Source organism: Pseudomonas sp. S35, assembly GCF_009866765.1.
GTDB lineage: Bacteria > Pseudomonadota > Gammaproteobacteria > Pseudomonadales > Pseudomonadaceae > Aquipseudomonas.
Window position 1 is genome coordinate 449,559 of the sequence record NZ_CP019431.1, and the last position, 23,068, is coordinate 472,626.

General features: G+C 61.4%; 19 protein-coding genes. 10 read left to right on the top strand and 9 right to left on the bottom strand.

The window, feature by feature from the left end:
• Positions 1–88: 88 nt before the first annotated feature.
• From phaZ to PspS35_RS01955, 8 genes are all read right to left on the bottom strand, one after another.
• Entirely contained in the window at positions 89–934 is an 846-nt protein-coding gene (phaZ, locus tag PspS35_RS01920) for a poly(3-hydroxyalkanoate) depolymerase (RefSeq protein WP_159932536.1), read from the bottom strand.
• A 149-nt stretch (positions 935–1,083) separates the two neighbouring features.
• Positions 1,084–2,763: a class II poly(R)-hydroxyalkanoic acid synthase gene (gene phaC, locus PspS35_RS01925; RefSeq protein ID WP_159932537.1), complete on the bottom strand. Its 1,680-nt coding sequence runs from the start codon at positions 2,761–2,763 to the stop codon at positions 1,084–1,086.
• Positions 2,764–3,012: 249 nt separating this feature from the next.
• Entirely contained in the window at positions 3,013–3,390 is a 378-nt protein-coding gene (locus PspS35_RS01930) for a DUF971 domain-containing protein (RefSeq protein ID WP_159932538.1), read from the bottom strand.
• 79 nt (positions 3,391–3,469) lie between these two features.
• The gene (hslU, locus tag PspS35_RS01935; protein WP_112193052.1) at positions 3,470–4,807 is read right to left on the bottom strand and encodes an ATP-dependent protease ATPase subunit HslU; all 1,338 of its coding nucleotides are present in this window, start codon (positions 4,805–4,807) and stop codon (positions 3,470–3,472) included.
• 37 nt (positions 4,808–4,844) lie between these two features.
• The gene (gene hslV, locus PspS35_RS01940; RefSeq protein ID WP_010563201.1) at positions 4,845–5,375 is read right to left on the bottom strand and encodes an ATP-dependent protease subunit HslV; all 531 of its coding nucleotides are present in this window, start codon (positions 5,373–5,375) and stop codon (positions 4,845–4,847) included.
• Positions 5,376–5,633: 258 nt separating this feature from the next.
• Positions 5,634–6,335 carry an SPOR domain-containing protein gene (locus PspS35_RS01945; RefSeq protein ID WP_159932539.1) on the bottom strand — a complete coding sequence of 234 codons (702 nt, stop codon included), beginning with the start codon at positions 6,333–6,335 and terminating at the stop codon, positions 5,634–5,636.
• A gap of 1 nt (position 6,336) precedes the next feature.
• The gene (argS, locus tag PspS35_RS01950; protein ID WP_159932540.1) at positions 6,337–8,073 is read right to left on the bottom strand and encodes an arginine--tRNA ligase; all 1,737 of its coding nucleotides are present in this window, start codon (positions 8,071–8,073) and stop codon (positions 6,337–6,339) included.
• 110 nt (positions 8,074–8,183) lie between these two features.
• Complete coding sequence (locus PspS35_RS01955) at positions 8,184–10,403, bottom strand: primosomal protein N' (RefSeq protein ID WP_159932541.1); 2,220 nt, start codon at positions 10,401–10,403, stop codon at positions 8,184–8,186.
• Positions 10,404–10,629: 226 nt separating this feature from the next.
• Between PspS35_RS01955 and rpmE the strand changes: the two genes are divergently transcribed.
• The 3 genes from rpmE to PspS35_RS01970 all read left to right on the top strand — a co-directional run bounded on the left by rpmE (position 10,630) and on the right by PspS35_RS01970 (position 13,134).
• Positions 10,630–10,863 (top strand): 50S ribosomal protein L31, encoded by a 234-nt coding sequence (rpmE, locus tag PspS35_RS01960; protein ID WP_005784030.1) that lies wholly within the window; start codon positions 10,630–10,632, stop codon positions 10,861–10,863.
• 14 nt (positions 10,864–10,877) lie between these two features.
• Entirely contained in the window at positions 10,878–11,684 is an 807-nt protein-coding gene (locus tag PspS35_RS01965; RefSeq protein ID WP_159932542.1) for a thermonuclease family protein, read from the top strand.
• A gap of 181 nt (positions 11,685–11,865) precedes the next feature.
• The gene (locus PspS35_RS01970) at positions 11,866–13,134 is read left to right on the top strand and encodes a malic enzyme-like NAD(P)-binding protein (protein WP_122305733.1); all 1,269 of its coding nucleotides are present in this window, start codon (positions 11,866–11,868) and stop codon (positions 13,132–13,134) included.
• Positions 13,135–13,339: 205 nt separating this feature from the next.
• On the opposite strand, the gene PspS35_RS01975 is transcribed toward PspS35_RS01970, so the two are convergent.
• On the bottom strand, positions 13,340–15,802 hold the full coding sequence (locus PspS35_RS01975; protein ID WP_159932543.1) for a penicillin-binding protein 1A: 2,463 nt from the start codon (positions 15,800–15,802) through the stop codon (positions 13,340–13,342).
• Positions 15,803–16,020: 218 nt separating this feature from the next.
• On the opposite strand from PspS35_RS01975, the gene pilM reads away from it, so the two are divergent.
• From pilM to PspS35_RS02010, 7 genes are all read left to right on the top strand, one after another.
• Positions 16,021–16,674, top strand: a complete 654-nt coding sequence (gene pilM, locus PspS35_RS01980) for a type IV pilus assembly protein PilM (protein WP_174244852.1) — start codon at positions 16,021–16,023, stop codon at positions 16,672–16,674.
• Positions 16,671–17,225 carry a PilN domain-containing protein gene (locus PspS35_RS01985; RefSeq protein WP_159932544.1) on the top strand — a complete coding sequence of 185 codons (555 nt, stop codon included), beginning with the start codon at positions 16,671–16,673 and terminating at the stop codon, positions 17,223–17,225. The genes pilM and PspS35_RS01985 overlap by 4 nt, the downstream gene beginning before the upstream one ends.
• Positions 17,222–18,193, top strand: coding sequence for a pilus assembly protein PilP (locus tag PspS35_RS01990; RefSeq protein ID WP_159932545.1), 972 nt, complete (start codon positions 17,222–17,224; stop codon positions 18,191–18,193). Before PspS35_RS01985 ends, PspS35_RS01990 begins: the two co-directional genes overlap by 4 nt.
• A gap of 68 nt (positions 18,194–18,261) precedes the next feature.
• Complete coding sequence (locus tag PspS35_RS01995) at positions 18,262–19,587, top strand: type IV pilus secretin PilQ family protein (RefSeq protein WP_159937968.1); 1,326 nt, start codon at positions 18,262–18,264, stop codon at positions 19,585–19,587.
• A gap of 4 nt (positions 19,588–19,591) precedes the next feature.
• Positions 19,592–20,110: a shikimate kinase AroK gene (aroK, locus tag PspS35_RS02000; protein ID WP_159932546.1), complete on the top strand. Its 519-nt coding sequence runs from the start codon at positions 19,592–19,594 to the stop codon at positions 20,108–20,110.
• 125 nt (positions 20,111–20,235) lie between these two features.
• Positions 20,236–21,336, top strand: coding sequence for a 3-dehydroquinate synthase (gene aroB, locus PspS35_RS02005; protein WP_159932547.1), 1,101 nt, complete (start codon positions 20,236–20,238; stop codon positions 21,334–21,336).
• A 10-nt stretch (positions 21,337–21,346) separates the two neighbouring features.
• Complete coding sequence (locus PspS35_RS02010; protein WP_159932548.1) at positions 21,347–22,903, top strand: AAA family ATPase; 1,557 nt, start codon at positions 21,347–21,349, stop codon at positions 22,901–22,903.
• Positions 22,904–23,068 lie beyond the last annotated feature (165 nt).

Consider the following 23,068-nt stretch of genomic DNA (forward strand, 5'->3'; position numbering starts at 1 on the left):
GAGCCAACACTCCTTCGTCAAGCCATCAACGGGCACGCCAATCCAGAACCATAGTCGGTTCCTGGCAAGTTGCGCGGCGGTGCGGTCCTTACATCGCCGGTCGTGGGTGAATCACTGCGCGCAGGCGCTCTTCCTCCAGGAATTTCATGATGATCGGCGCCACGGCCTCGGCCCGGGTGATCAGGAACAAGTGGCCGTCATCGATGATGTGCAACTGCGCGTTGGGAATACGCCAGGCGAGCATGCGCATGTTGATCAGCGGGATCAGCGGGTCGTCGTCCCCGGCCAGCACCAGGGTCGGCTGGCGGATCTTGTGCAGCCAGTGAATGCTGGTCCAGCCCAGCCCCGCGAACAGTTGCCAGTAATAGCCGAGCTTGCCGGCCGAGCGCACTTTGCTGGCGTGCTCGGCGGCCAGCTTGGAGTCGCGGCGGAACGAGCCGCCGTAAATCATCGGGGCAATGCGCACCACGTGGGACGGCTGGATGTAACGCCTTGGGCTCGCCATCAGCCACAACACCTTCGGCTTGCCCGGCACCATAAAGGCGCCGGCAGCGGTGGCGGCCAGAATCAGCTTTTTGCAGCGCTCCGGGTAGTTATAGGCGAACTGCTGCGCCAGCGCTCCGCCCCAGGACACGCCCACGGCATTCACTTGGCCATAGTCCAGGTAATCGAGCATGCGTGCGGTAAGTTTGGCCAAGCCGGGAAAACGATAGGGCCGTTTGGGCGTCGACGAACCGCCCACGCCTGGCACATCGAAGGCGATCACTTCCAGGTCCGGGTCCAGGGCCTGGACGAACGGAAACACCAACTCAAGGTTGGCGCCGATGCCGTTGAAGATCAGCAGCGGCGTCAAGTGAGGCTTGCCCGGGCGCACCGCCGTGCGGATGGTCTGGCCATCCAGGTCGATGGTACGGAAGATGAACGGTTGCGGCATGCTCAAGCCCTGTGAGATTTGACGGTTGGAATGCAGGCCAAATGTGGGAGGGGGCTTGCCCCCCGATTGCAATTGATCAGCCAATGGATCAGGTGACTGACACACTGCTATCGAGGGCAAGCCCCCTCCCACATTGACCGCATTTCAATTTAGCGTTCGTGTACGTAAGTTCCTGGGGCTGCTTGCGCTGCTGCGTAGGTCTTGTTACCTAAAGCTGTCGGCGCCTTCTTCAGCTTGCCCGCACGCTCCGCCTGCCACGCTTGCCAATGCAGCCACCACGAATCGGTGTGCTTGGTCGCATTCTCCTGCCATTCCAGCGGCTTGCCCGCCAGGCTGTCGCTGGTCTGGTAGCGTGCCTTGGGGTTGCCCGGCGGGTTGAGGATGCTCTGGATATGCCCGCTGCTGGACAACACAAACTCCACCTTGCCACCAAACAGTTGCGCCGACTTGTAGCAGGACTGCCACGGCGTGATGTGGTCATTGGTGCCGGCCAGTGAGTAGATGTCGGCGGTGACTTGCTTGAGGTCGATTGGCGTACCGCACACTTCCAGTGCATTGGCGCGCACGAGTGGGTTGTTCTTGAACAGTTCGATCAGGTCGCCGTGGAAGGCGGCCGGCAAGCGCGTGGTGTCGTTGTTCCAGAACAGGATGTCGAACACCGGCGGCTCATTGCCCAGCAGGTAGTTATTGACCCAGTAGTTCCAGATCAGGTCGTTGGGGCGCATCCAGGCAAACACCTTGGCCATGTCGCGGCCTTCGAGTACGCCGGCCTGGTAGGAGTGGCGCTTGGCCGCTTCCAGGGTTTGCTCGTCGACAAACAGCGCCACCTGAGTGTCCAGGGTGGTGTCGAGCACGCTGACCAGCAAGGTCAGGGCATTGACCTTTTTCTCCCCCAGCGCGGCGTAGTGGCCGAGCAGGGCGGTGCAGGTGATGCCACCGGAGCAGGCGCCAAGCATGTTGACGTCCTTGCTGCCGGTAATCGCCGTGACCACATCGACCGCTTCCTTGAGCGCCTCGATATAAGTCGACAGGCCCCATTCGCGCTGGGCCTTGGTCGGGTTGCGCCAACTGACGATAAAGGTCTGCTGGTTATTACGCAGGCAGAAGCGCGCCAGGCTTTTCTCCGGGCTCAGGTCGAATACGTAGAATTTGTTGATCTGTGGTGGCACCACCAGCAGCGGGCGTTCGTGCACTTGCTCGGTGATCGGCTTGTACTGGATCAGCTCCAGCACGTCGTTGCGAAACACCACGGCGCCTTCGGTAGTGCCCAGGGACTTGCCCACTTCAAAGGCGCCCATGTTGACCTGGCTCGGCATGCCGCCGTTGTGCACCATGTCCTTGGCCAAGTGGGACAGACCGTCGAGCAGGCTTTTGCCGCCGGTTTCAAAGAAGCGTTTGACCGCCGCCGGGTTGGCCGCGCTGTTGGTGGGCGCCATGGCTTCGGTCATCAGGTTGATCACGAAGTGGCCGCGGCTGATGTCCTGGTCCGACAGGTTGCTGTCGCCTATCCAGTCGTGCAGTTCCTTGCGCCACGCCAAGTAGGTTTGCAGGTAGCGTTTGTAGAGCGGGTTCTGGCTCCAGGCCGGGTCGTGAAAGCGACGGTCATCGCTTTCGGGCTGCAGCTGCGATTTGCCGAACATCACGTTCTTCAATTCAACGCCAAAGTGGGCGACGTGCTTGACGCTGTGCAACGGTTGCTTGATGGCTTGGGTCAGCACCATCTTCGCCGAGGCCAATAAATCCTTTTTGCGTAACGCGATGATCGGGTTCAGCCCCAAGGTGTTTTCCGAGGCCTGGCGTTTCAAGTCATCGTTGTTCTTGTTACTCATCTACGACGCTCCATTGTCCGAAAGACGAGTACCGGGTACCGCTGTGCACCAAGTTTCGATACACAACACAAGCCTGGTACTGCGACTCGGGTGACCGTTGATACCGCATCGTCAAATGCAGGGAACTTGCCAGTTCCATTGGTTACCCGAGTTTAATTTTTTTCGCAAGCGGGCCAATCGTTGGCCACGCGACAGGGCATTCAAGCAGATGAAATTAGAAAATGCCCACTAATGAGCAAGAAGCCTGGGCTAGAGCATCAGCCGCACGACCGATTGGCTCGGGTCGCGGGTTTTGCCGGCCGCTTTGAGTTCGGCGAGATAATCGGCCCATAGCGCGTCCTGACGCACGGCCAATTGGTAGAGGTAGTCCCAGGTGAACAGTCCGCTGTCATGGCCATCGTCGAAGGTCAATTTCAGTGCGTACTGACCGGCCGGTTCTATCTTGATCAACTTAACGTTGAGCTTGCCGAATTGCAGGATGGGTTTGCCGTGGCCCTGGACCTCGGCAGAAGGCGAGTGGGTGCGCAGCAGTTCGGCCGGGAGTTGGTAGGTTTCATCAGGCCCGTAGGTCAGGCCGAGGGTGTTGGAGGTTTTGTGCAAATTGACAGCGGTGGGGAATTTCGGCATTGGGGACACCTTGGGCTGTAAGCTACAAGCTGCAAGTTGAATGTGCTCCACTTGCGGCTTGTAGCTTACAGCTTGCGGCTTACAGAATGTACCGCGACAGGTCTTCGTTCTGCGCCAACTCACCCAAGTGGCTGTTGACGTAATCCGCGTCGATCTTGATCACCTCGCCATTCTGCGCCCCGGCCAAGTCGCCGGCGCTGAAGGACACCTCTTCCAGCAGGCGCTCCAGCAGCGTGTGCAGGCGACGGGCACCGATGTTCTCGGTCTTCTCGTTGACCTGCCAGGCGATCTCCGCCAGGCGCTTGATGCCGTCCGCCTGGAACTCGATGCCCAGGCCTTCGGTTTTCAGCAGTTCACGGTATTGCTCGGTGAGCGACGCGTGCGGCTCGCTGAGGATGCGTTCGAAGTCACCGGGGGTCAGCGCCTTGAGCTCCACGCGAATCGGCAGACGGCCTTGCAGCTCCGGCACCAGGTCGCTTGGCTTGCTCAGGTGGAACGCGCCGGAGGCGATGAACAGGATGTGGTCGGTCTTGACCATGCCCAGCTTGGTGTTCACGGTGCAGCCTTCGATCAGCGGCAGCAGGTCGCGCTGCACGCCTTCGCGGGATACATCGACGCCGCCGGAGTTACCGCGCTTGGCCACTTTGTCGATCTCGTCGATAAACACAATGCCGTGCTGCTCGACCGCTTCCAGGGCCTTGGCCTTGAGTTCTTCCTCGTTCACCAGGCGCCCGGCTTCTTCGTCGCGCACCAGCTTCAGCGCCTCTTTCACCTTGAGCTTGCGGCTTTTCTTCTTGCCCTTACCCATGTTGGCGAACAGGTTCTGCAACTGGCTGGTCATTTCTTCCATGCCAGGCGGTGCGGAAATATCGACACCCGAGACTTCGGCCACTTCGATCTCGATTTCCTTGTCATCCAGCTGGCCTTCGCGCAGGCGCTTGCGGAACAGTTGGCGAGTGTTGGAATCGGACGACGGCGCGGCATCTTCGTTGAAACCCATGCGTGCCGGTGGCAGCAGGGCGTCGAGGATGCGTTCTTCGGCGGCGTCCTCGGCGCGGTGGCTGACCTTGGTCACTTCCTGTTCGCGCAGCATCTTCAGGGCGGCGTCGGCCAGGTCACGGATGATCGACTCGACGTCACGGCCCACATAGCCGACTTCGGTGAACTTGGTGGCTTCGACCTTGATGAACGGGGCATTGGCGAGCTTGGCCAGGCGCCGGGCGATTTCGGTTTTACCGACACCGGTGGGGCCGATCATCAGGATGTTCTTGGGCGTTACTTCAACGCGCAGTTCTTCGGGCAGTTGCATCCGGCGCCAGCGGTTACGCAGGGCGATGGCAACGGCGCGCTTGGCATCGTCCTGGCCGATGATATGGCGATTGAGTTCGTGGACGATTTCGCGGGGAGTCATGGACATAGTGTTTGGCGGCCTCAAGCGGGAATAAGCCTACGGCTTATTCGGCGAGGTCCTGCTCCTCAATGGTGAAGTTGTGGTTGGTGAACACGCAGATATCGCCGGCGATACCCAATGCGGTCTCGACGATTTCACGGGCCGACAGGTCGGTTTTCTTCAGCAATGCGCTGGCGGCCGCCTGGGCGTAGCCGCCGCCGGAACCCATGGCGATCAGGCCATGCTCGGGCTCAACCACATCGCCGTTACCGGTGATGATCAGGGACGCGTCTTTGTTGGCCACGGCCAGCATGGCTTCCAGGCGGCTGAGGGAGCGGTCGGTGCGCCATTCTTTGGCGAGTTCGACCGCGGCGCGTACGAGGTGGCCCTGGTGTTTTTCCAGCTGGCCTTCGAAACGCTCGAAGAGGGTGAAGGCGTCGGCGGTGGCACCGGCAAAACCGGCGAGGACCTGGCCGTGGTACAGGCGGCGCACTTTTTTCGCATTGCCTTTCATCACGGTATTGCCCAGGGAAACCTGGCCGTCGCCGCCCATGACGACTTTGCCGTGGCGACGTACTGAAACGATGGTGGTCAAGGGGAGAGTCTCCACGCAGCGGGGCGAAAATGCCCTGATGGAAACTCATATGGGGGTGGCGGGGGGGATTTCAACCATAGGGGTTTATGGCGGACGAGTGGTGTTTATCGGTCTGACACGCATTTCAGAGCGCTGCATAACCAAATGTGGGAGAGGGCTTGCCCCCGATAGCGGAGTGTCAGTCAATGAATCTGGTGACTGATACACCGCCATCGGGGGCAAGCCCCCTCCCACATTTTGATCGAAGTTGAGCCCGAATCAGCGGCTTTGGCGTTGTTGTAACAACAGGTTGCTAAACCCTGCGCCAGCCAATTGCTTCTGCGCCACGGTCAGTTGTTCACGGTTGCTGAACGGCCCGACCAGCACGCGATACCAGGTCGCATCCTTCACCGTACCGGACTCCACCGTCACCGACTGGCCCAGCAGAATGATCTGCGCCCGCACGCGATCCGCATCCGCCTGTTTCGGGAACGAGCCCGCTTGCAGGAAGAACTTGGTCACCGGCGCCGCTTTGGTTTCTGCAACCGGTGGTGCGGGTGGCGGGGTGATCCCGGCCAGTGCCGCCTGGGCACGTGCGGTGTCGATTTTTGCCGCTTCCGCAGGCGTAACCGGTGTGGTCGGCACTTGCGGCGTCGGCAGGGTTTTCTCCGGCACGGCGTCTGGCGGCACGATCACTTCCGATTCCGGCAGCAGCGTGTAGAAGTCGTACTTCGGCTTCACCGGTGCAGTCGGGCTCGGGGCGGTCTTGTTGGCTTCAGCGATTTTCGTGGCTTTCTGCTGTTCCTGTTTGACCCGTTTGACGTCATCGCCCTGGCCCGGGTCCAGTTTCATCAGGAACACGATAAATGCGCCGACCGACAGGCCGATGGCCATCCACAACCAGCCCGGGATCGGCTTTTTCGCCGGGGCCTGGTAGCGGCTGGCGCCGCGCTTGGGTGCAGGTTTTTTCTTGGCAGCCAACTTACATACGCTCCAGAGTTTCCAGGCCCAACAGTTCCAGGCCTTGCTTGAGGGTCCGTCCAGCCAATGCGGCGAGACGCAGTCGGCTTTGCTTCTGGGCTTCGTCGTCGGCGGTGAGGATCGGGCAGTTCTCGTAGAAGCTGGAGAACAGGCCGGCGACTTCATACAGGTAGGTGCACAGGATATGCGGTGTGCCTTTCTCGCCGACGCTGTTCAGCACTTCGCTGAATTGCGCCAGTTTAGCGGCCAGTTCCTGTTCGTGGGGTGCATCCAGCACGATCTGGCCTTGGACTTCGCTGAAGTCCTTGCCCAGCTTGCGGAATACACCGGCCACGCGGGTGTAGGCGTACAAGAGGTAGGGGGCGGTGTTGCCTTCGAAGTTGAGCATCAGTTCGAAGTTGAAGCTGTAGTCGCTGGTGCGGTGCTTGGACAGGTCGGCGTATTTCACCGCGCCAATGCCCACCACGCGGGCGATGTTGCGCAGGTCGGCCTCGGCCAGTTCCGGGTTCTTTTCCTTCACCAAGGTGTAGGCACGTTCCTGGGCTTCGTTGAGCAGGTCGATCAGCTTGACGGTGCCGCCGTCCCGGGTCTTGAACGGGCGGCCATCGGCGCCGTTCATGGTGCCAAAACCCATGTGCTCCATGTGCATCGGGTGGGTGATGAAGCCCGCACGGCGCGCCACTTCAAACACTTGCTGGAAGTGCAGGGCCTGGCGCTGGTCGACGAAGTACAGCGCACGATCCGCTTTGAGCACGCCGCTGCGGTAGCGCACGGCCGCCAGGTCGGTGGTGGCGTAGAGGTAGCCGCCATCGGCCTTGACGATGATCACCGGCAACGGCTCGCCGTCGGCGGTCTTGAATTCTTCGAGGAACACGCACTGCGCGCCGTTGCTCTCCACCAGCAGGCCCTTGGCCTTGAGGTCGTTGACCACATTGATCAGGTCGTCGTTGTAGGCGCTTTCGCCCATCACGTCGGCCATGGTCAGCTTGACGTTGAGCAGCTCGTAGATTTCCTGGCAGTGGGACAGCGAGATATCACGGAAGCGCCCCCACAGCTCCAGGCATTCCTGGTCACCGGCTTGCAACTTGACCACCAGGCCACGGGCGCGGTCGGCGAACTCTTCGGATTCGTCGAAGCGCTTCTTGGCGGCGCGGTAGAAGTTCTCCAGGTCCGACAGCTCGTTGCTGGTGATCGGGTTTTCCTGCAGGTACGCCATCAGCATGCCGAACTGGGTGCCCCAGTCGCCCACGTGGTTCTGACGGATAACGGTGTCGCCGAGGAACTCCAGCACCCGTGCCACGCCGTCGCCAATGATGGTCGAGCGCAGGTGGCCGACGTGCATTTCCTTGGCCAGGTTGGGTGCCGACAGGTCGATGGCCACGCGCTGAGCCGGACCTGCCTTGCGCACGCCGATCTTGGCATCGGCCAGGGCAGCATCCAGGCGCGAAGCCAGGGCCTGGGTGTTCTGGAAGAAATTGATGAAGCCCGGCCCGGCGATTTCGGCCTTGGTCACACTGTCGTCGGCCGGCAGCGCGGCGATGATTTTTTCTGCGAGATCGCGCGGTTTCATGCCGGCTGGCTTGGACAGCATCATCGCGATGTTGCTGGCGAAGTCGCCGTGGGTCTTGTCGCGAGTGTTCTCCACCTGGATCGCCGGCGTCAGGCCTTCAGGCAACACACCTTCGTTGACGAGTTGGGTGAGGGCTTGTTGGATCAGCTGGCGAATGGTGTCTTTCATGGTGTTCTCTTTCGACCGCAAGCGGCGGCGCGCGATGCGCAGGTGGAAAAACTGGGCATTATCCGTGGCGAGGGCGGGCTTGCCAACCTTCGTGGGACCTGTGGCGTGGGTTAATACAAATCTACCGGGTCTACATCCAGTGACCATCGCACTTGTCGGCCGCTGGGCATTTGCTCCAGGGCAAGCAGCCAGCTACTTAATAGCTTGTGCAGCGGTGCGCGCGAGGTTGCCTGCAAGAGTAGCTGAGCGCGATAACGCCCGGCGCGGCGCTCCATGGGGGCGGGCACCGGGCCGAGCAGTTCGATGCCGGTGATGCCCAGTTCGCCGAGCAAACGTTCGGCGACGCTGCAGGCTTCATCGAGAAAGCCTTCGGCCTGGCCAGGTTTATGGGCTTCGGCGCGCAGCAAGGCCAGGTGGGCAAACGGCGGCAGGCCGGCGGAACGGCGTTCGCTCAGTGCCTGTTCGGCGAAGGCAAAATAGCCCTGCTCGGTCAGTTGGATCAGCAAAGGGTGGTCGGCCAGGTGCGTCTGGATAATCACCTTGCCCGGCTCCTCGGCACGCCCGGCGCGGCCTGCGACCTGCACGATCAACTGCGCCATGCGTTCGCTGGCGCGGAAGTCCCCGGAGAACAAGCCACCGTCGGCATCCAGGATCGACACCAGGGTCACCCGTGGAAAGTGGTGGCCTTTGGCAAGCATCTGCGTACCCACCAGGATGCACGGCTGGCCTTTCTGGATAGTGGCGAAAAGCTGATTCATCGCGTCCTTGCGCGACGTGCTGTCGCGGTCGACCCGCAGTACCGGGTAGTCCGGGAACAGAATGCCCAGACGTTCTTCTGCACGTTCGGTGCCCGCGCCCACCGGGCGCAGGTCCACCTTGCCGCACTGCGGGCAGTGGCGGGGCACCCGTTCCACGTGGCCGCAGTGATGGCAGCGCAACTCGCCGTGGCGCTGGTGCACCGTCATGCGTGCATCGCAGCGCTCGCATTCGGACATCCAGCCGCAGTCATGGCACAGCAGCGTTGGCGCAAAGCCCCGACGGTTGAGAAACACCAGCACTTGCTGGCCGGCGGCAAGGGTCTGGCCGATGGCTTGTTGCATCGGCCCGGAAATACCGCTGTCCAGTGGGCGACTCTTTACGTCCAGGCGTAGGAAGCGTGGTTGCTTGGCGCCGCCGGCGCGCTCATTCAGGCGCAGGAGCCCGTAACGGCCGGTGTAGGCATTGTGCAGGCTTTCCAGCGAAGGCGTGGCCGAGCCCAGCACGATCGGGATATCTTCCTGGCGGGCCCGCACCAGCGCCAAGTCGCGGGCGTGGTAGCGCAGGCCTTCCTGCTGTTTATAGGAACCGTCATGCTCCTCGTCGATGATGATCAGCCCTGGGTTTTTCATCGGGGTGAACAGCGCCGAACGGGTGCCGATAATAATGTCGGCTTCGCCATCCCGCGCCGCCAGCCAGGACTCAAGGCGTTCACGGTCGTTGACCGCCGAGTGCACCAGGGCGATGCGCGCATTGAAGCGCTGCTCGAAACGCGCCAGGGTCTGCGGGCCGAGGTTGATCTCCGGGATCAACACCAGCGCCTGTTTACCGGCTTGCAGGGTTTCGCGGATCAACTGCAGATAGACTTCGGTCTTGCCGCTGCCGGTAACGCCGGCCAGCAGGAACGCATGGAAACTGTCGAAACCGGCGCGAATCGCTTCATATGCCGCGCGCTGCTCGGGGTTCAGCGGCAATTCCGGCTGGGCCAGCCAATGTTCGTGGCGCGGGTCTGGGGCGTGCTTGCGGATCTCCACTTGCACCAAGCCTTTGGCCAGCAGCAGGTCGAGGCTGTCCTTGCTCAGCATCAGCTTGCTCAATAGCTGATGAGCCACGCCGTGTGGATGCTGGCCCAGGGTTGCCAGGGCTTCACGCTGGCGCGGGGCTCGGGCGATGCGCGGGTCGTCGAGACGGGCGCCGGGCACCATCGACCAGAAACGTTCCTGGCGCGCTTCGGCCAGTTCGCCCTGGCGCAGCAGCACCGGCAGCGCCCAGCTGAAGGTGTCGCCCAGGCTGTGCTGGTAATACTGGGCGGTCCACAGGCACAGCTTGAACAGTGCGGGCGGCAGCGGCGCGGTGGCATCGAGGATGGCCAGGGCCGGCTTGAGCTTTTCGGCCGGGACTTCGCTGTGATCGGCGACTTCTATCAGAACGCCGATCATTTCCCGTCGGCCAAAGGGTACGCGCACGCGCATGCCTGGCTGCAACTGCGCCCGCAGCACGCCGGCCGGCGCCCGGTAATCGAACAGGCGGCGCAGGGGCGAGGGCAGGGCGAGGCGCAAGATGGCGTCGGGCACGCGGGGGGTCTCATATAAAGGCAGGCGGTGGCGCAGGGGCGGGAGCCTAGCAGACAGGGGGTGGCTTGGGTATGCCGTGGTTTTCTGATGAAAGGGGCTTTTATGTAGGGAATCGGCAGCAAGGGCCGCTTGCGCGTTTAAAAAGGTCTGGTAGAATCCGCGGCCTAATTACGTGCGGTATTCGACAATAGTGTCGAGTGGCGGCACGCTAGCCCGAGGAAGTGCCATGAAAGCCGATATCCATCCAGCGTACGAAACCATCGAAGTAACCTGCAGCTGCGGTAACAAGTTCGAAACTCGCTCGAACCTGTGCAAGCCACTGGGTACTGACGTATGCAACGAGTGCCACCCGTTCTACACCGGTAAGCAGAAGACTCTGGACACCGGCGGCCGCGTACAGCGCTTCGCAGATCGCTTTGGTGCTTTCGGCAAGAAGCCTGCTGCTACTCCAGCAGAGTAAGGCTCAAAAGCCTTATGGGCTTTTGCCAGCTGTTGAAAAAGGCGTCCCTCGCGGGCGCCTTTTTTGTGCCTGGGATTTGGCTGTCGGCCGCCCAGGCGCAGGTTTTTTGCCCGGCGCCGGCGTCCGTGGTCCAGGTTGAGGTGCAGCGCGTGGTCGATGGCGACACGGTGCGCCTCAAGGATGGCCGCAGTGTGCGCATGATCGGTCTCAATGCGCCGGAAACCGGCAAGAAGGGGCGCACTGACGAACCTTTTGCGGTTGCTGCGCGCCAGCGCTTGCAGGCGTTGGTGGGGGCCAGTCACGGGCGTGTCGGTTTGGTGCCGGGCCGTGAGGGCAAGGACCATTACGGCCGTACCCTGGCTCATCTCTATGGCGCCAATGGCGAGAACCTGGAGGCGCAGTTGCTGGCTGACGGCCTGGGATTCCAGGTGGGCGTGGCGCCCAATGTTGATCTGGTGGCTTGTCAGCAGGCAGCTGAAAACAGTGCCCGTGCAGCGCGGCTGGGGCTGTGGCGGCAATCTCCGGTGCTGCCAGTGGCGCAGCTCAAGCAATCCGGCTTCGCGCTGGTCAGCGGCCGGGTGAGCAAGATCGAGCGCAATCGTGGCGGCATCTGGATCGAATTGCACGGCTCACTGGTATTACGCATTGCACCCGATCTGGCCCGCCAGTTCGACAGTGGCGTGCTCAATGGTCTGCAAGGCAAGACAATCGAGGCGCGGGGCTGGGTGCAGGATCGTTCGAAACGCGGCGGGTTAAAAAATGCCCAGGCGCGCTGGCTACTGCCATTGACCGATCCCGCAATGCTTAAATCGATGGATTGAGAAAATATTGTAGACATTTTTCAAGTGGATTGTGAACAGTGCAGCCCTTGTATCCCGTGGCTTTAGACTAAAGTACGTCGCTCCTGGCCCTTGACACCTGTGACTGACCAGTCTTGTAGGGGCTTTACGACACGAGTATCCTCGGCGGTCCGTCGACCAACAGTAAAAGCGGAATGCCGATATGTCTGATTTGAAAACTGCCGCTCTCGAATATCATGCCCATCCTCGTCCAGGAAAGCTGAGTGTAGAGCTCACCAAAGCCACTGCCACCGCCCGCGACCTGTCGCTGGCCTACAGCCCTGGCGTGGCCGAGCCTGTACGTGAAATCGCGCGTGACCCTGAGCTGGCGTACAAGTACACCGGCAAGGGCAACCTGGTTGCAGTGATTTCCGATGGCACCGCGATTCTCGGCCTGGGCAACCTTGGCCCATTGGCTTCCAAGCCAGTGATGGAAGGCAAGGGCGTGCTGTTCAAGCGCTTCGCCGGTATCGACGTGTTCGACATCGAAGTCGACTCCGAAAGCCCGCAGGCCTTCATCGACACCGTCAAGCGCATCTCCATCACCTTCGGTGGCATCAACCTGGAAGACATCAAGGCACCTGAGTGCTTCGAGATCGAAAAGGCCCTGATCGAGCAGTGCGACATTCCGGTATTCCACGATGACCAGCACGGCACCGCGATCGTTACCGCGGCCGGCATGATCAACGCCCTGGAAATCGCTGGCAAGACCCTGTCCGACGCCAAGATCGTCTGCCTGGGCGCCGGCGCTGCGGCCATCTCCTGCATGAAGCTGATCGTGAGCATGGGCGCCAAGCTGGAAAACATCTACATGGTCGACAGCAAGGGCGTGATCCAGTCCGAGCGTACCGACCTGAACCAGTACAAGGCGATGTTTGCCCACCCGTCCTCCAAGCGCACCCTGGCTGACGCCCTTGACGGTGCAGACGTGTTCGTCGGCCTGTCGGGCCCGAACCTGCTGAGCGCTGAAGGCCTGAAGTCCATGGCGGCCAACCCGATCGTGTTTGCCTGCTCCAACCCGGACCCAGAGATCTCGCCAGAGCTGGCTCACGCCACGCGCAACGACGTGATCATGGCCACCGGCCGTTCGGACTACCCGAACCAGGTCAACAACGTACTGGGCTTCCCGTTCATCTTCCGTGGTGCCCTGGACGTTCGCGCCAAGCGCATCAACGAAGAGATGAAAGTGGCTGCCGCCAACGCCCTGCGTGAACTGGCCAAGCTGCCGGTGCCTCAGGATGTGTGCGACGCCTACGGTGGTGCCCCGCTGGCATTCGGTCGTGAGTACATCATCCCGAAACCAATGGACAAGCGCCTGATCACCCTGATCTCCGATGCCGTGGCCAAAGCCGCCATCGAGACCGGCGTAGCCACCCTGCCGTATCCGAAGAACTACCCGCTGCAAAGCGTGGATGATGTGTTCAACGGCTAAGCCGTCGTAGCGCACCAACAAAAAGCCCCGGCTCTCGCGAGTCGGGGCTTTTTGCTGTGTGGCTATAAAACCCACGGCGTGCGCAGAACCAAATGTGGGAGGGGGCGTGATAGCGGTGTGTCAGCCACCCAATGAGTGAACTGATCCCCTGCCATCGGGGGCAAGCCCGCTCCCACATTGGATCTGTGTTCAAGCACAGACTCCGTTAGAACAGATCGATCGGCGCCGCCTCATCTGCCGGTAGCGGGCTGCCCGGTGCAACGCCATTGCCCAGTTCATTGACCGACGGCGGCGTGTCTTCGCTCTTGAACAGCTCGAAGTACGCGTTTGGCGTGCTTGGCGATGCCGCACGGCCACTCACCGGGTCGATGCGCAGGCTGAGAATGCCTTCCGGCTCCGGCTGGGTATGCACCGGCTTGTCCTTCAAGGCCGCGCCCATGTAACTCATCCAGATCGGCAGCGCGACCGTGCCACCGAATTCGCGACGACCGAGGCTTTCCGGCTGGTCGTAGCCAGTCCACACGGTGGTCACGTAGTCAGCGTTATAGCCGGAGAACCAGGCATCCTTGGACTCGTTGGTGGTGCCGGTCTTGCCAGCGATGTCTGCACGACCCAGGGCCAGTGCGCGACGGCCGGTGCCTTTCTTGATCACGTCTTCAAGGATGCTGTTGAGGATATAGGTGGTACGGCCATCCACAATGCGCTCGGCCACGGCGGGTGCTTGTGGTTCAGGTGCAGCAGCATTGGCGGCGGGCACAGCGCCAGGGGTTGGTTCGATGGTGATGCCGCCGTTGCTCGGTGCTGCCAGGCCGTCGGTGGCTGCCACGCCATTGACCACATCACCCGGTACCCGTGGAGGGTTGGCGGTGAACAGGGTGTCGCCATTACGGCTTTCGATCTTGTCGATCAGGTACGGCGTGATCTTGTAGCCGCCGTTGGCAAACGTGCTCCAGCCGGTAGCGATTTCCATCGGCGTGAGGGTCGCGGTGCCGAGCGCCAGCGACAGGTTCGGCGGCAGGTCCGACTTGTTGAAGCCAAAGCGCGTGATGTAGTCGATGGTCTTGCCTACGCCCATCGCTTGCAGCAAGCGGATCGAGACCAGGTTGCGCGACTTGTACAGCGCCTCGCGAATGCGGATCGGACCGAGGAACGTGTTGGTGTCGTTTTTCGGGCGCCAGACCTTGTCCAGGTACTCGTCGACAAACACGATCGGCGCATCGTTGACCAGGCTGGCGGCGGTGTAGCCGTTATCCAGTGCGGCGCTGTAGATGAACGGCTTGAAGCTCGAGCCGGGCTGACGCTTGGCCTGGGTGGCGCGGTTGTAGTTGCTCTGCTCGAAGGCGAAGCCGCCCACCAGGGCGCGGATCGCACCGTTCTGCGGGTCCAGGGATACCAGGGCGCCCTGGGCCAGCGGCACCTGGCTGAATTTCAGGCTGTCGTCTTTCTGGCGTTGCACGCGGATCAGGTCGCCCACTTGCGCGACGTCCGACGGCTGCTTGGGCATCGGGCCCATGCTGTTGGTGTTCAGGAAGGGGCGCGCCCACTTCATGCTGTCCCAGGCGACGTGGGCTTCACCGGTGCGGGTCAATACCTGCACACCGTCCTTCTTCACCTGGGTGACGATGGCCGGCTCAAGGCCGCTGATCGCGCGCTGTTTGCCCAGTTCGGTGGTCCAGGCGCTCAGGGTTTTGCCCGGCAGGCGCGATTCAGGGCCGCGATAGCCGTGGCGCTGGTCATACGTGATCAGGCCGGAATGGACCGCGTCGTTGGCCATTTCCTGAGTGTCGCTCGGTACTGTCGTGGTCACGCGAAAGCCTTCGGTGTAGGCCTCGCTGCCATATCGACCGACCATCTCGGCGCGTGCCATTTCGGCGATATACGGCGCATTCACTTCTGGCGTCGGTACGTGGTAGCTGGCGTTCAACGGCTCGGCCACTGCGCTTTCATAGGCGGCCTGGTCGATCTTGCCCAGCTTGTACATGCGGCCCAGGATCCAGTCGCGGCGCTCTTTGCTGCGCGCCGGGTTGGCCAAGGGGTTGAAGCGTGAAGGGGCCTTGGGCAGGCCGGCAATCATTGCCATCTGTGCCAGGCTGGCGTCGCGAATGGACTTGCCGTAGTACACCTGGGACGCTGCCTCGATCCCGTAGGCGCGGTTGCCCAGGTAGATCTTGTTGACGTAGAGCTCAAGGATCTCGTCCTTGGTCAGCTGGCGTTCGATCTGCAGGGCGAGCAGGATTTCGGTGGCTTTACGCGAAAAACTGCGCTCGCTGGTGAGGAAGAAGTTCTTCGCCACCTGCATGGTGATGGTGCTGCCACCGGATTGAATGTGTCCGCTTTTTACCAATTGCGTCGCGGCGCGCACCAGGCTGCTGGGGTCGACGCCGTAGTGGTTGGCGAAATTATCGTCTTCGGCCGACAGCAGGGCGCTGATGAAATTGGGTGGAATATCGGCAAAACGGATCGGCGTACGGCGCATTTCGCCGAACTCCGCGATCAGTTTTTCATCGCTGCTGTAGACCCGCAAAGGAATCTGCAACTGGATACTTCTGAGAGCCTCTACGGAGGGCAAACCCGGACTAAGGTAGAGGTAGGCCCCGCTGAGTACGAGCATCAGCCCGCAGACGATCGCGACAATGGAGTACCCGAAAAACTTCAGCAGACGAATCAAGGCTTTTGGATTTCCAGAGAAAAGAATGGGTTACGCGTCGGGGCATGCATGGCAAACGATGGATCAACCCGAGCTGCAGATAAAAAGCGGGGAAAAACGCTGGGCATTAAAGCATTTTTCCCCTTGGGGCGTCATTCGCGGCTCTTTAACAAGGCGACCGAATGCAGGGTGCACAACAGCAATCAGGCGGTATGACAGGCAAAGTTTTAGGGAGTTTTATGAGAAAGGGATTTTTCAGGCGAAAAGTCGACGCCTTGCTGGGTATCGACATCAATGACACGGCAATCAAGGTGGTCGAGCTGGGTCGTTCAACCGCCGGTTACAGCGTTCAGGCCTATGCCACGCACGAGCTGCCGCCCCATGCGGTCGTCGATGGCACGCTACAGGATCTCGAAGGCGTAGGGCATGCACTGCGGGTGGCGGTGGCTCGGCTGCTGACCTCGGCGCGTGGTGCAGCGGTGGCGGTATCAGGGCCTTCGGTCATCGCACGGCTGGTGGAGCTGGACGCCGGGCTCACCGACGACGAGATGACATGGATGATCCAGATGGAGGCCGAGCAGTACATTCCTTATCCGCTGGATGAGATGGCCATCGACTTTCAGGTGCAGGGGCCCTCGGCGCGCAACCCGGGGCGCGTGGAGGTACTGCTGGTGGCCTGCCTGAGGGAACATGTGGAAGCCCGCGAGGCGGTTTTGGCCCTGGCCGGGCTGGTGCCGCAGGTGGTCGACGTTGAAGCGTTTGCATTGGCGCGCGCTAGCCGTCAGGATTTCGCCAGCTTCACGCCGGGCCATCGAGTCGATGGTGCACAATGGGTCGTGGATGCCCAAGGGATGGGAGTTGCCTGCGGGCTGGCCCTGAGGAGTTTCGCTTGAAGACACGAATCAATCTTTTGCCTTGGCGCCAGGCGCTGGCAGAGCGGCGACGCAAATATTTCCTCGCGTTTCTGCTGGCGTTCGCCTGCGTGGCGCTGGCGGCCGTGTGGCTGGCGGACCAAGTGATCGACCAGGCCATCGATCGCCAAGTGACGCGCAATAACCACCTGGGCAAGGAAATTGCCCTTCAGGACTCCAGCATCAAGACCATCGACGACCTGCAAGAGCAAAGCCAGCAATTGGCCGAGCGCATGAAGGTCGTGCAGGACCTGCACGAAGGTCGCTCCTCCAGCGCCCAGTTGTTGGACCAGTTGGCGCGAGCGGTACCTGAGGGGGTGCATCTGCATGAAGTGGTGGCCAAAGGCGACACGGTGAGTATCAGCGGCAGTGCTGAATCCAGCCAGGACATCGCGCAACTGATGCGCCGCCTGGAAGCGTCTGAAGGCGCCCACGCTACCCGGCTGCAGCATGTGCGAACCGAAGGCGCGCACGGCGCCAATGAGTTTCAATTGATGGTGCGCCAGGGAGAGTCCTCCGAGGCCCAGCCGTGAGCCTGCCCAGGCTCGATTTCTGCGCACTGACCCACAACGCCGCAAAATGGCCCCTGCTAGCTAAGACCGTGCTGGGGTGCGCCCTGGCTGGCTTGGTGCTGATGGTGGGCGACCTTGTGTGCTTGAGCCTGTCGCGGGAGCGATTGAGTCAGGTCGAAGCGCAGGAGCAGGTTCTGCAGCAGCAGCTAGCGGCAAAAACCGCCTCGGCTGCTGAGCTCGAGAGGCGGATTCAGCAGTTCCAGCAGTTGCAAGCAAGTGCCAGCGGGTTTCTGCGGCAGTTGCCAGGCGCCTCAGAGATGCCCGGCCTGCTGGAGGATATCGCTCGGTTGGCATTGGCCAATGGCTTGGTGGTCGAGAGCGTCACCCCTTTGGATGAGCTGCCTGGCCCGCACTATGTGGAGCAGCCCTTGCAGCTCGGCGTCACCGGGGTTTATCACGATCTCGCGAGGTTTGTGAGCGACCTGGGCGGTCTTTGGCGAATCACTACGGTGCACGATGTCGCCCTGCAGCGCGATGGCGAACTGCTTCGGCTTGATCTGCTGGCCAAGACCTATTGGTTGGCGCGGCCAGGGGAGTTGCGGGGGGAGCCTGTGGTGCGCGGGCGCTCCTTTGTCTACGACGCCACCGCGCTGCGTGATCCGTTCAAGCCGCTGGCCTTGCAAGTCGATCACGTGCCTGGGCAGGTTGCCCTGGCGCCAGACCCTGCTCGACCGCGAGGGGGGCTGGAAGGTCTCGCCTTGGACCAGTTCGAAATGGTCGGCACACTGTCCCGTGGCGCACAGACCTTCGCATTGCTGCGGGCCGCATCAACGGTCTACCGCCTGGCGGTCGGCGATTACCTGGGGCCGGACCACGGTCGGGTGATTGCCATTCATGATGACCGGATCGAACTGGTCGAGTTGTTTCCCGATGAACAGGGCGCATGGTTGGAGCGTCCGCGAACCCTCGTGTTAAACGTCAACTCATAACGGAATAAAACATGAAATGGACTTTCTCGTCCTTCGGTGTGGCGCTATGGATAGCGTTCACGGCGCCGATGGCTGCTGCCCTGCCCAATCGTATGGATCTGATCCCGTTACAACCCCCTGGTAATGCGGTTTCGAAGACTTACACCGGCGACACGCTCAACCTCAACTTCCAGAACATCGAACTGCGGGCGGTATTGCAGCAGATCGCCGACGTAGCGGGCCTCAACCTGGTGGCCAGCGACGATGTGCAAGGCTCCATCACGCTGCGGCTCAAGGACGTGCCCTGGGACCAGGCGCTGGACCTGGTCCTGCAAACCAAGGGGCTGGATAAGCGCGTAAGGGCCGGGGTCTTGCTGGTGGCACCCGCGGAGGAATTGGCCGCGCGCGAACTGCTGAACCTGGAGTCGCGCAAGCAAATGGCCGATCTCGCACCGTTGCGCCGGGAATTGCTGCAGGTCAATTACGCCAAGGCGGCGGACCTGGCCAAGCTGTTCCAGTCGGTGAGCGGCCTGGAAGGCACGACCGATGAGCGGGGCTCGGTGGCGGTGGATGACCGCACCAATAATATCATTGCCTACCAGACCGTCGAACGGCTTGAAGAGCTGCGGCGAATCGTGGCACAACTGGATATCCCTGTGCGCCAAGTGATGATCGAGGCGCGTATTGTCGAGGCCAATGTCGACTACGACAAAAGCCTGGGAGCACGCTGGGGAGGGCGGCTTCATCGCGGCAACTGGAGCGCTGGCGGTATCAACAAACCCTTGCCCGAAGGTGTGGAGCCGCCGGAAGCTCCGCCGAGCTCGCCGTTTGTAGATATGGGGGCGCTCACCGCGACTTCGGGCCTGGGGATCGCCTACATCACCGATAACCTGCTGCTCGACCTGGAACTGAACGCCATGGAGAAAACCGGCAACGGTGAAATCGTCTCGCAGCCCAAAGTCGTCACCGCCGACAAGGAGACCGCGCGCATCCTCAAGGGCACCGAGATCCCGTACCAGGAATCGAGCTCTAGCGGTGCCACCTCGGTTTCGTTCAAGGAGGCTTCCCTATCGCTGGAAGTCACCCCGCAGATCACTCCCGACGACCGCGTGATCATGGAGGTGAAAGTCACCAAGGATGAGCCCGACTACCTCAACAAACTCAACGACGTACCGCCGATCAAGAAAAACGAGGTCAACGCCAAGGTGTTGGTCAAGGATGGCGAGACCATCGTGATTGGCGGGGTTTTTTCCAATACCCAAAGCAAAGTGGTAGATAAAGTGCCATTTTTGGGCGATGTGCCGTATCTTGGCCGCCTTTTCCGGCGCGATGTGCTGGCAGAGAAAAAATCCGAGCTGCTGGTATTCCTGACTCCGCGTATTATGAATAACCAGGCGATTGCTGTGAGTCGTTGATTCTGTGCGAAATTTGATTCTTGTAGGACCGATGGGGGCTGGAAAAAGCACCATCGGCCGTTTGCTGGCCAAAGAGCTGCGCCTGCCATTCAAAGACTCCGATAAGGAAATTGAATTGCGCACGGGCGCCAATATCCCGTGGATCTTCGATAAGGAAGGCGAACTGGGCTTTCGTGACCGCGAGCAGGCGATGATCGCCGAGCTGTGTGAGTGCGATGGCGTGGTATTGGCCACCGGCGGGGGCGCGGTGATGCGCGATGAAAACCGCCGGGCGCTGCATGCCGGTGGTCGGGTGGTTTATCTGCATGCGTCGGTCGAGCAGCAGGTCGGCCGCACGGCTCGCGATCGCAATCGCCCGTTGTTGCGTACCGCCAACCCGGAAAAAACCTTGCGCGACCTGCTTGCGCTGCGTGATCCGCTGTATCGGGAAATCGCCGATCTGGTGGTGGAAACCGATGAGCGGCCGCCTCGTATGGTGGTCCTCGACATTCTTGAGCGCCTGCAACGGCTGCCACCCCGTTAAAGCCAGGCCCGAAATGCGCTATTCTCGGCGGCGCGCTACAACCCTGCAGGGTGTGGCGTAGAGCCATCAAGTGGCGTCGGATCGCGACGCTGCCGGTCGTCAATACATCTTCAACGCGGGGACACATGCAGACACTTAAGGTCGATCTAGGCGAGCGCAGCTACCCGATCCATATTGGCGAAGGTTTGTTGGACCAGCCCGAGTTGCTCGCACCGCACATCGCCGGGCGGCAGGTGGCGATCATCTCCAACGAAACGGTTGCGCCACTGTATCTTGAGCGTTTGAGCCGTAGTCTGGCGGCGTACTCAGTGATCTCCGTGATTTTGCCCGACGGCGAAGCCCACAAGAACTGGGAAACCCTGCAACTTATTTTCGATGGCCTGCTCACTGCCCGCCACGACCGCCGCACCACCGTGATCGCCCTGGGCGGCGGTGTGATCGGCGACATGGCGGGTTTCGCGGCGGCCTGCTACCAGCGTGGTGTGGATTTTATCCAGGTGCCAACCACCCTGTTGTCCCAGGTCGATTCGTCGGTGGGCGGCAAGACGGGCATCAACCACCCGTTGGGCAAGAACATGGTCGGTGCGTTTTATCAGCCTCAGGCTGTGCTGATCGACACGGCGACCCTCAATACCTTGCCACCGCGCGAATTGTCGGCGGGCCTGGCAGAAGTCATCAAGTACGGGCTGATCTGCGATGAGCCGTTCCTGACCTGGCTTGAAGAACACGTCGACGCCCTGCGCAACCTGGACCAGGTGGCGCTGACCGAAGCGATTTCCCGCTCGTGCGCCGCCAAGGCGCTGGTGGTGAATGCCGACGAACGGGAGTCCGGCGTGCGGGCCACGTTGAACCTGGGCCACACCTTCGGCCATGCGATCGAAACCCACATGGGCTATGGTGTGTGGTTGCACGGGGAGGCCGTGGCAGCTGGCACGGTGATGGCGCTTGAGATGTCGCAACGCCTGGGCTGGATCAGCGCTCAAGAGCGTGATCGCGGCATCCACCTGTTCCAGCGCGCCGGTTTGCCGGTCATTCCACCTGAGGAGATGACCGAGGCGGACTTCCTCGAACATATGGCGATAGACAAGAAAGTGATCGACGGTCGACTGCGACTGGTGCTGCTGCGCCATATGGGCGAAGCGGTGGTGACCGACGATTATCCGAAAGAGATTTTACAGGCCACGCTGGGAGCGGATTACCGCGCCCTGGCCCAGCTTAAAGGTTAATAAGATCCCGATGACTAGTTTGCATGCCGACGAGGCGTTCCTCGGCCATTACCAGTTAAGCCACGACCCTTTTGCTCCACGGGTCCCTGGTTTCAAATTTTTCCCGGCCCAGCGCAAGCCGGTGCTAGGGCAACTGCACCACCTGGCGCGCTACAGCCAGTTGCTGCTGGTCGTGACCGGCCCGCTGGGCAGCGGCAAGACCTTGCTGCGCCAGGCCTTGGTCGCCAGCACCAACAAACAATCGGTACAGAGTGTGGTGGTGTCGGCCCGTGGCAATGGCGATGCAGCCGGTGTGCTGCGCCAGGTTGCCCAGGCCCTGGACGTGTCCACTGCCGAGCCAAGCGCGATCCTCAAGCAGGTCGTGCAACTGGGCCTGACCGGCCAGGAAGTCTACCTGCTGGTAGATGATGCCGAGCAGCTCGACGAGTCCGCCCTGGAAGCGCTGCTGGCGCTGGCGGCGGGTACGCCGGAAGGTCGTCCCCATGTGTTCCTGTTCGGTGAGTCGTCGTTGATCGCCGATCTGGAGCAGATCAGCGGCGATCAGGAACTGTTCCACGTCATCGAATTGCAGCCTTACGAAGAAGAAGAAACCCGCGAATACCTGGCGCAACGCCTCGAAGGCGCAGGGGCCGGTATCGAACTTTTCACGGCAAATCAGATCTCTGATATTCACGAAAGCTCCGACGGTTGGCCTGGCACCATCAACCAGGTTGCCCGCGATGCAATGATCGAAGCCATGATTGCCAGCCGCTCTGCGGTCAAGCGTCCAAAGATGGGGTTCACTATGCCTAAGAAGCACGTATTGGCGATTTCCGCCGTTGTCGTGGTCGCCGTAGCCGCCGCCTGGTTGATCCCTGGCCGCAGCAAGGCGCCTGCCACCGCTGGCGCGCCAACCGAACAGGCGCAGTTGCCACTGGGCAAGCCCACGCCAAACGTCGAGTTCGCCAACTCCGGCCAACCGACCAACCTGCCAATGGTCGGCCAACCCGTGATGCGCGGCCCACTCGCCGAAGAAGCCGGTGGCATCTCCGAGGGCGACGACGGCGTGCCGGTGGAAGGTTCCAGTGCCACGCCGCCAACCGTCACCACTACGGCGCCACCTGCGGGTGTGCCGGCCGGTCAGCCGGCCGCTAAGCCAGCGCCCACACCTGCGCCGACGGTTGCCACCGCCAAGCCAGCCCCAGTCACCAAGCCCGTAGCGCCTGCTCCAGCAGCCAAGCCCGCGCCTGTGACCAAGCCCGCTGAAAAACCGGCCACCGTCGCCAAAGCAGGCGCCGCCGGCAGCAGCTGGTACGCCAGCCAGCCTACTGGCAACTTCGTCGTACAGATCCTCGGCACCAGCTCCGAAGCCAACGCCCAGGCGTTCGTGAAAGAGCAGGGCGGCGAGTACCGTTATTTCAAGAAAGTGCTCAACGGCAAGCCTCTCTACGTGATTACCTACGGCAACTTCTCCAGCCGTGCCGCAGCTGATTCTGCGATCAAAACCTTGCCAGCGAAGGTTCAGGCTGGTAAACCTTGGCCTCGCACTGTTGCCAGCGTTCAACAAGAACTCGCAACAACTCGCTGAAGATCCGGCGGCCTTACCCAGGCCGCCCTCCCGGCACCTCAAAAAAATCGCATGGCGTGCAGTCTCTACAGACCGCGCGCTTTGTGGTGTCTGCGTTACAGTAGCCTTTGAGTCGTAGCGGTCAGAATTAAAAAAGTTTTGACTAGCACAGCATATCGCTTTAAA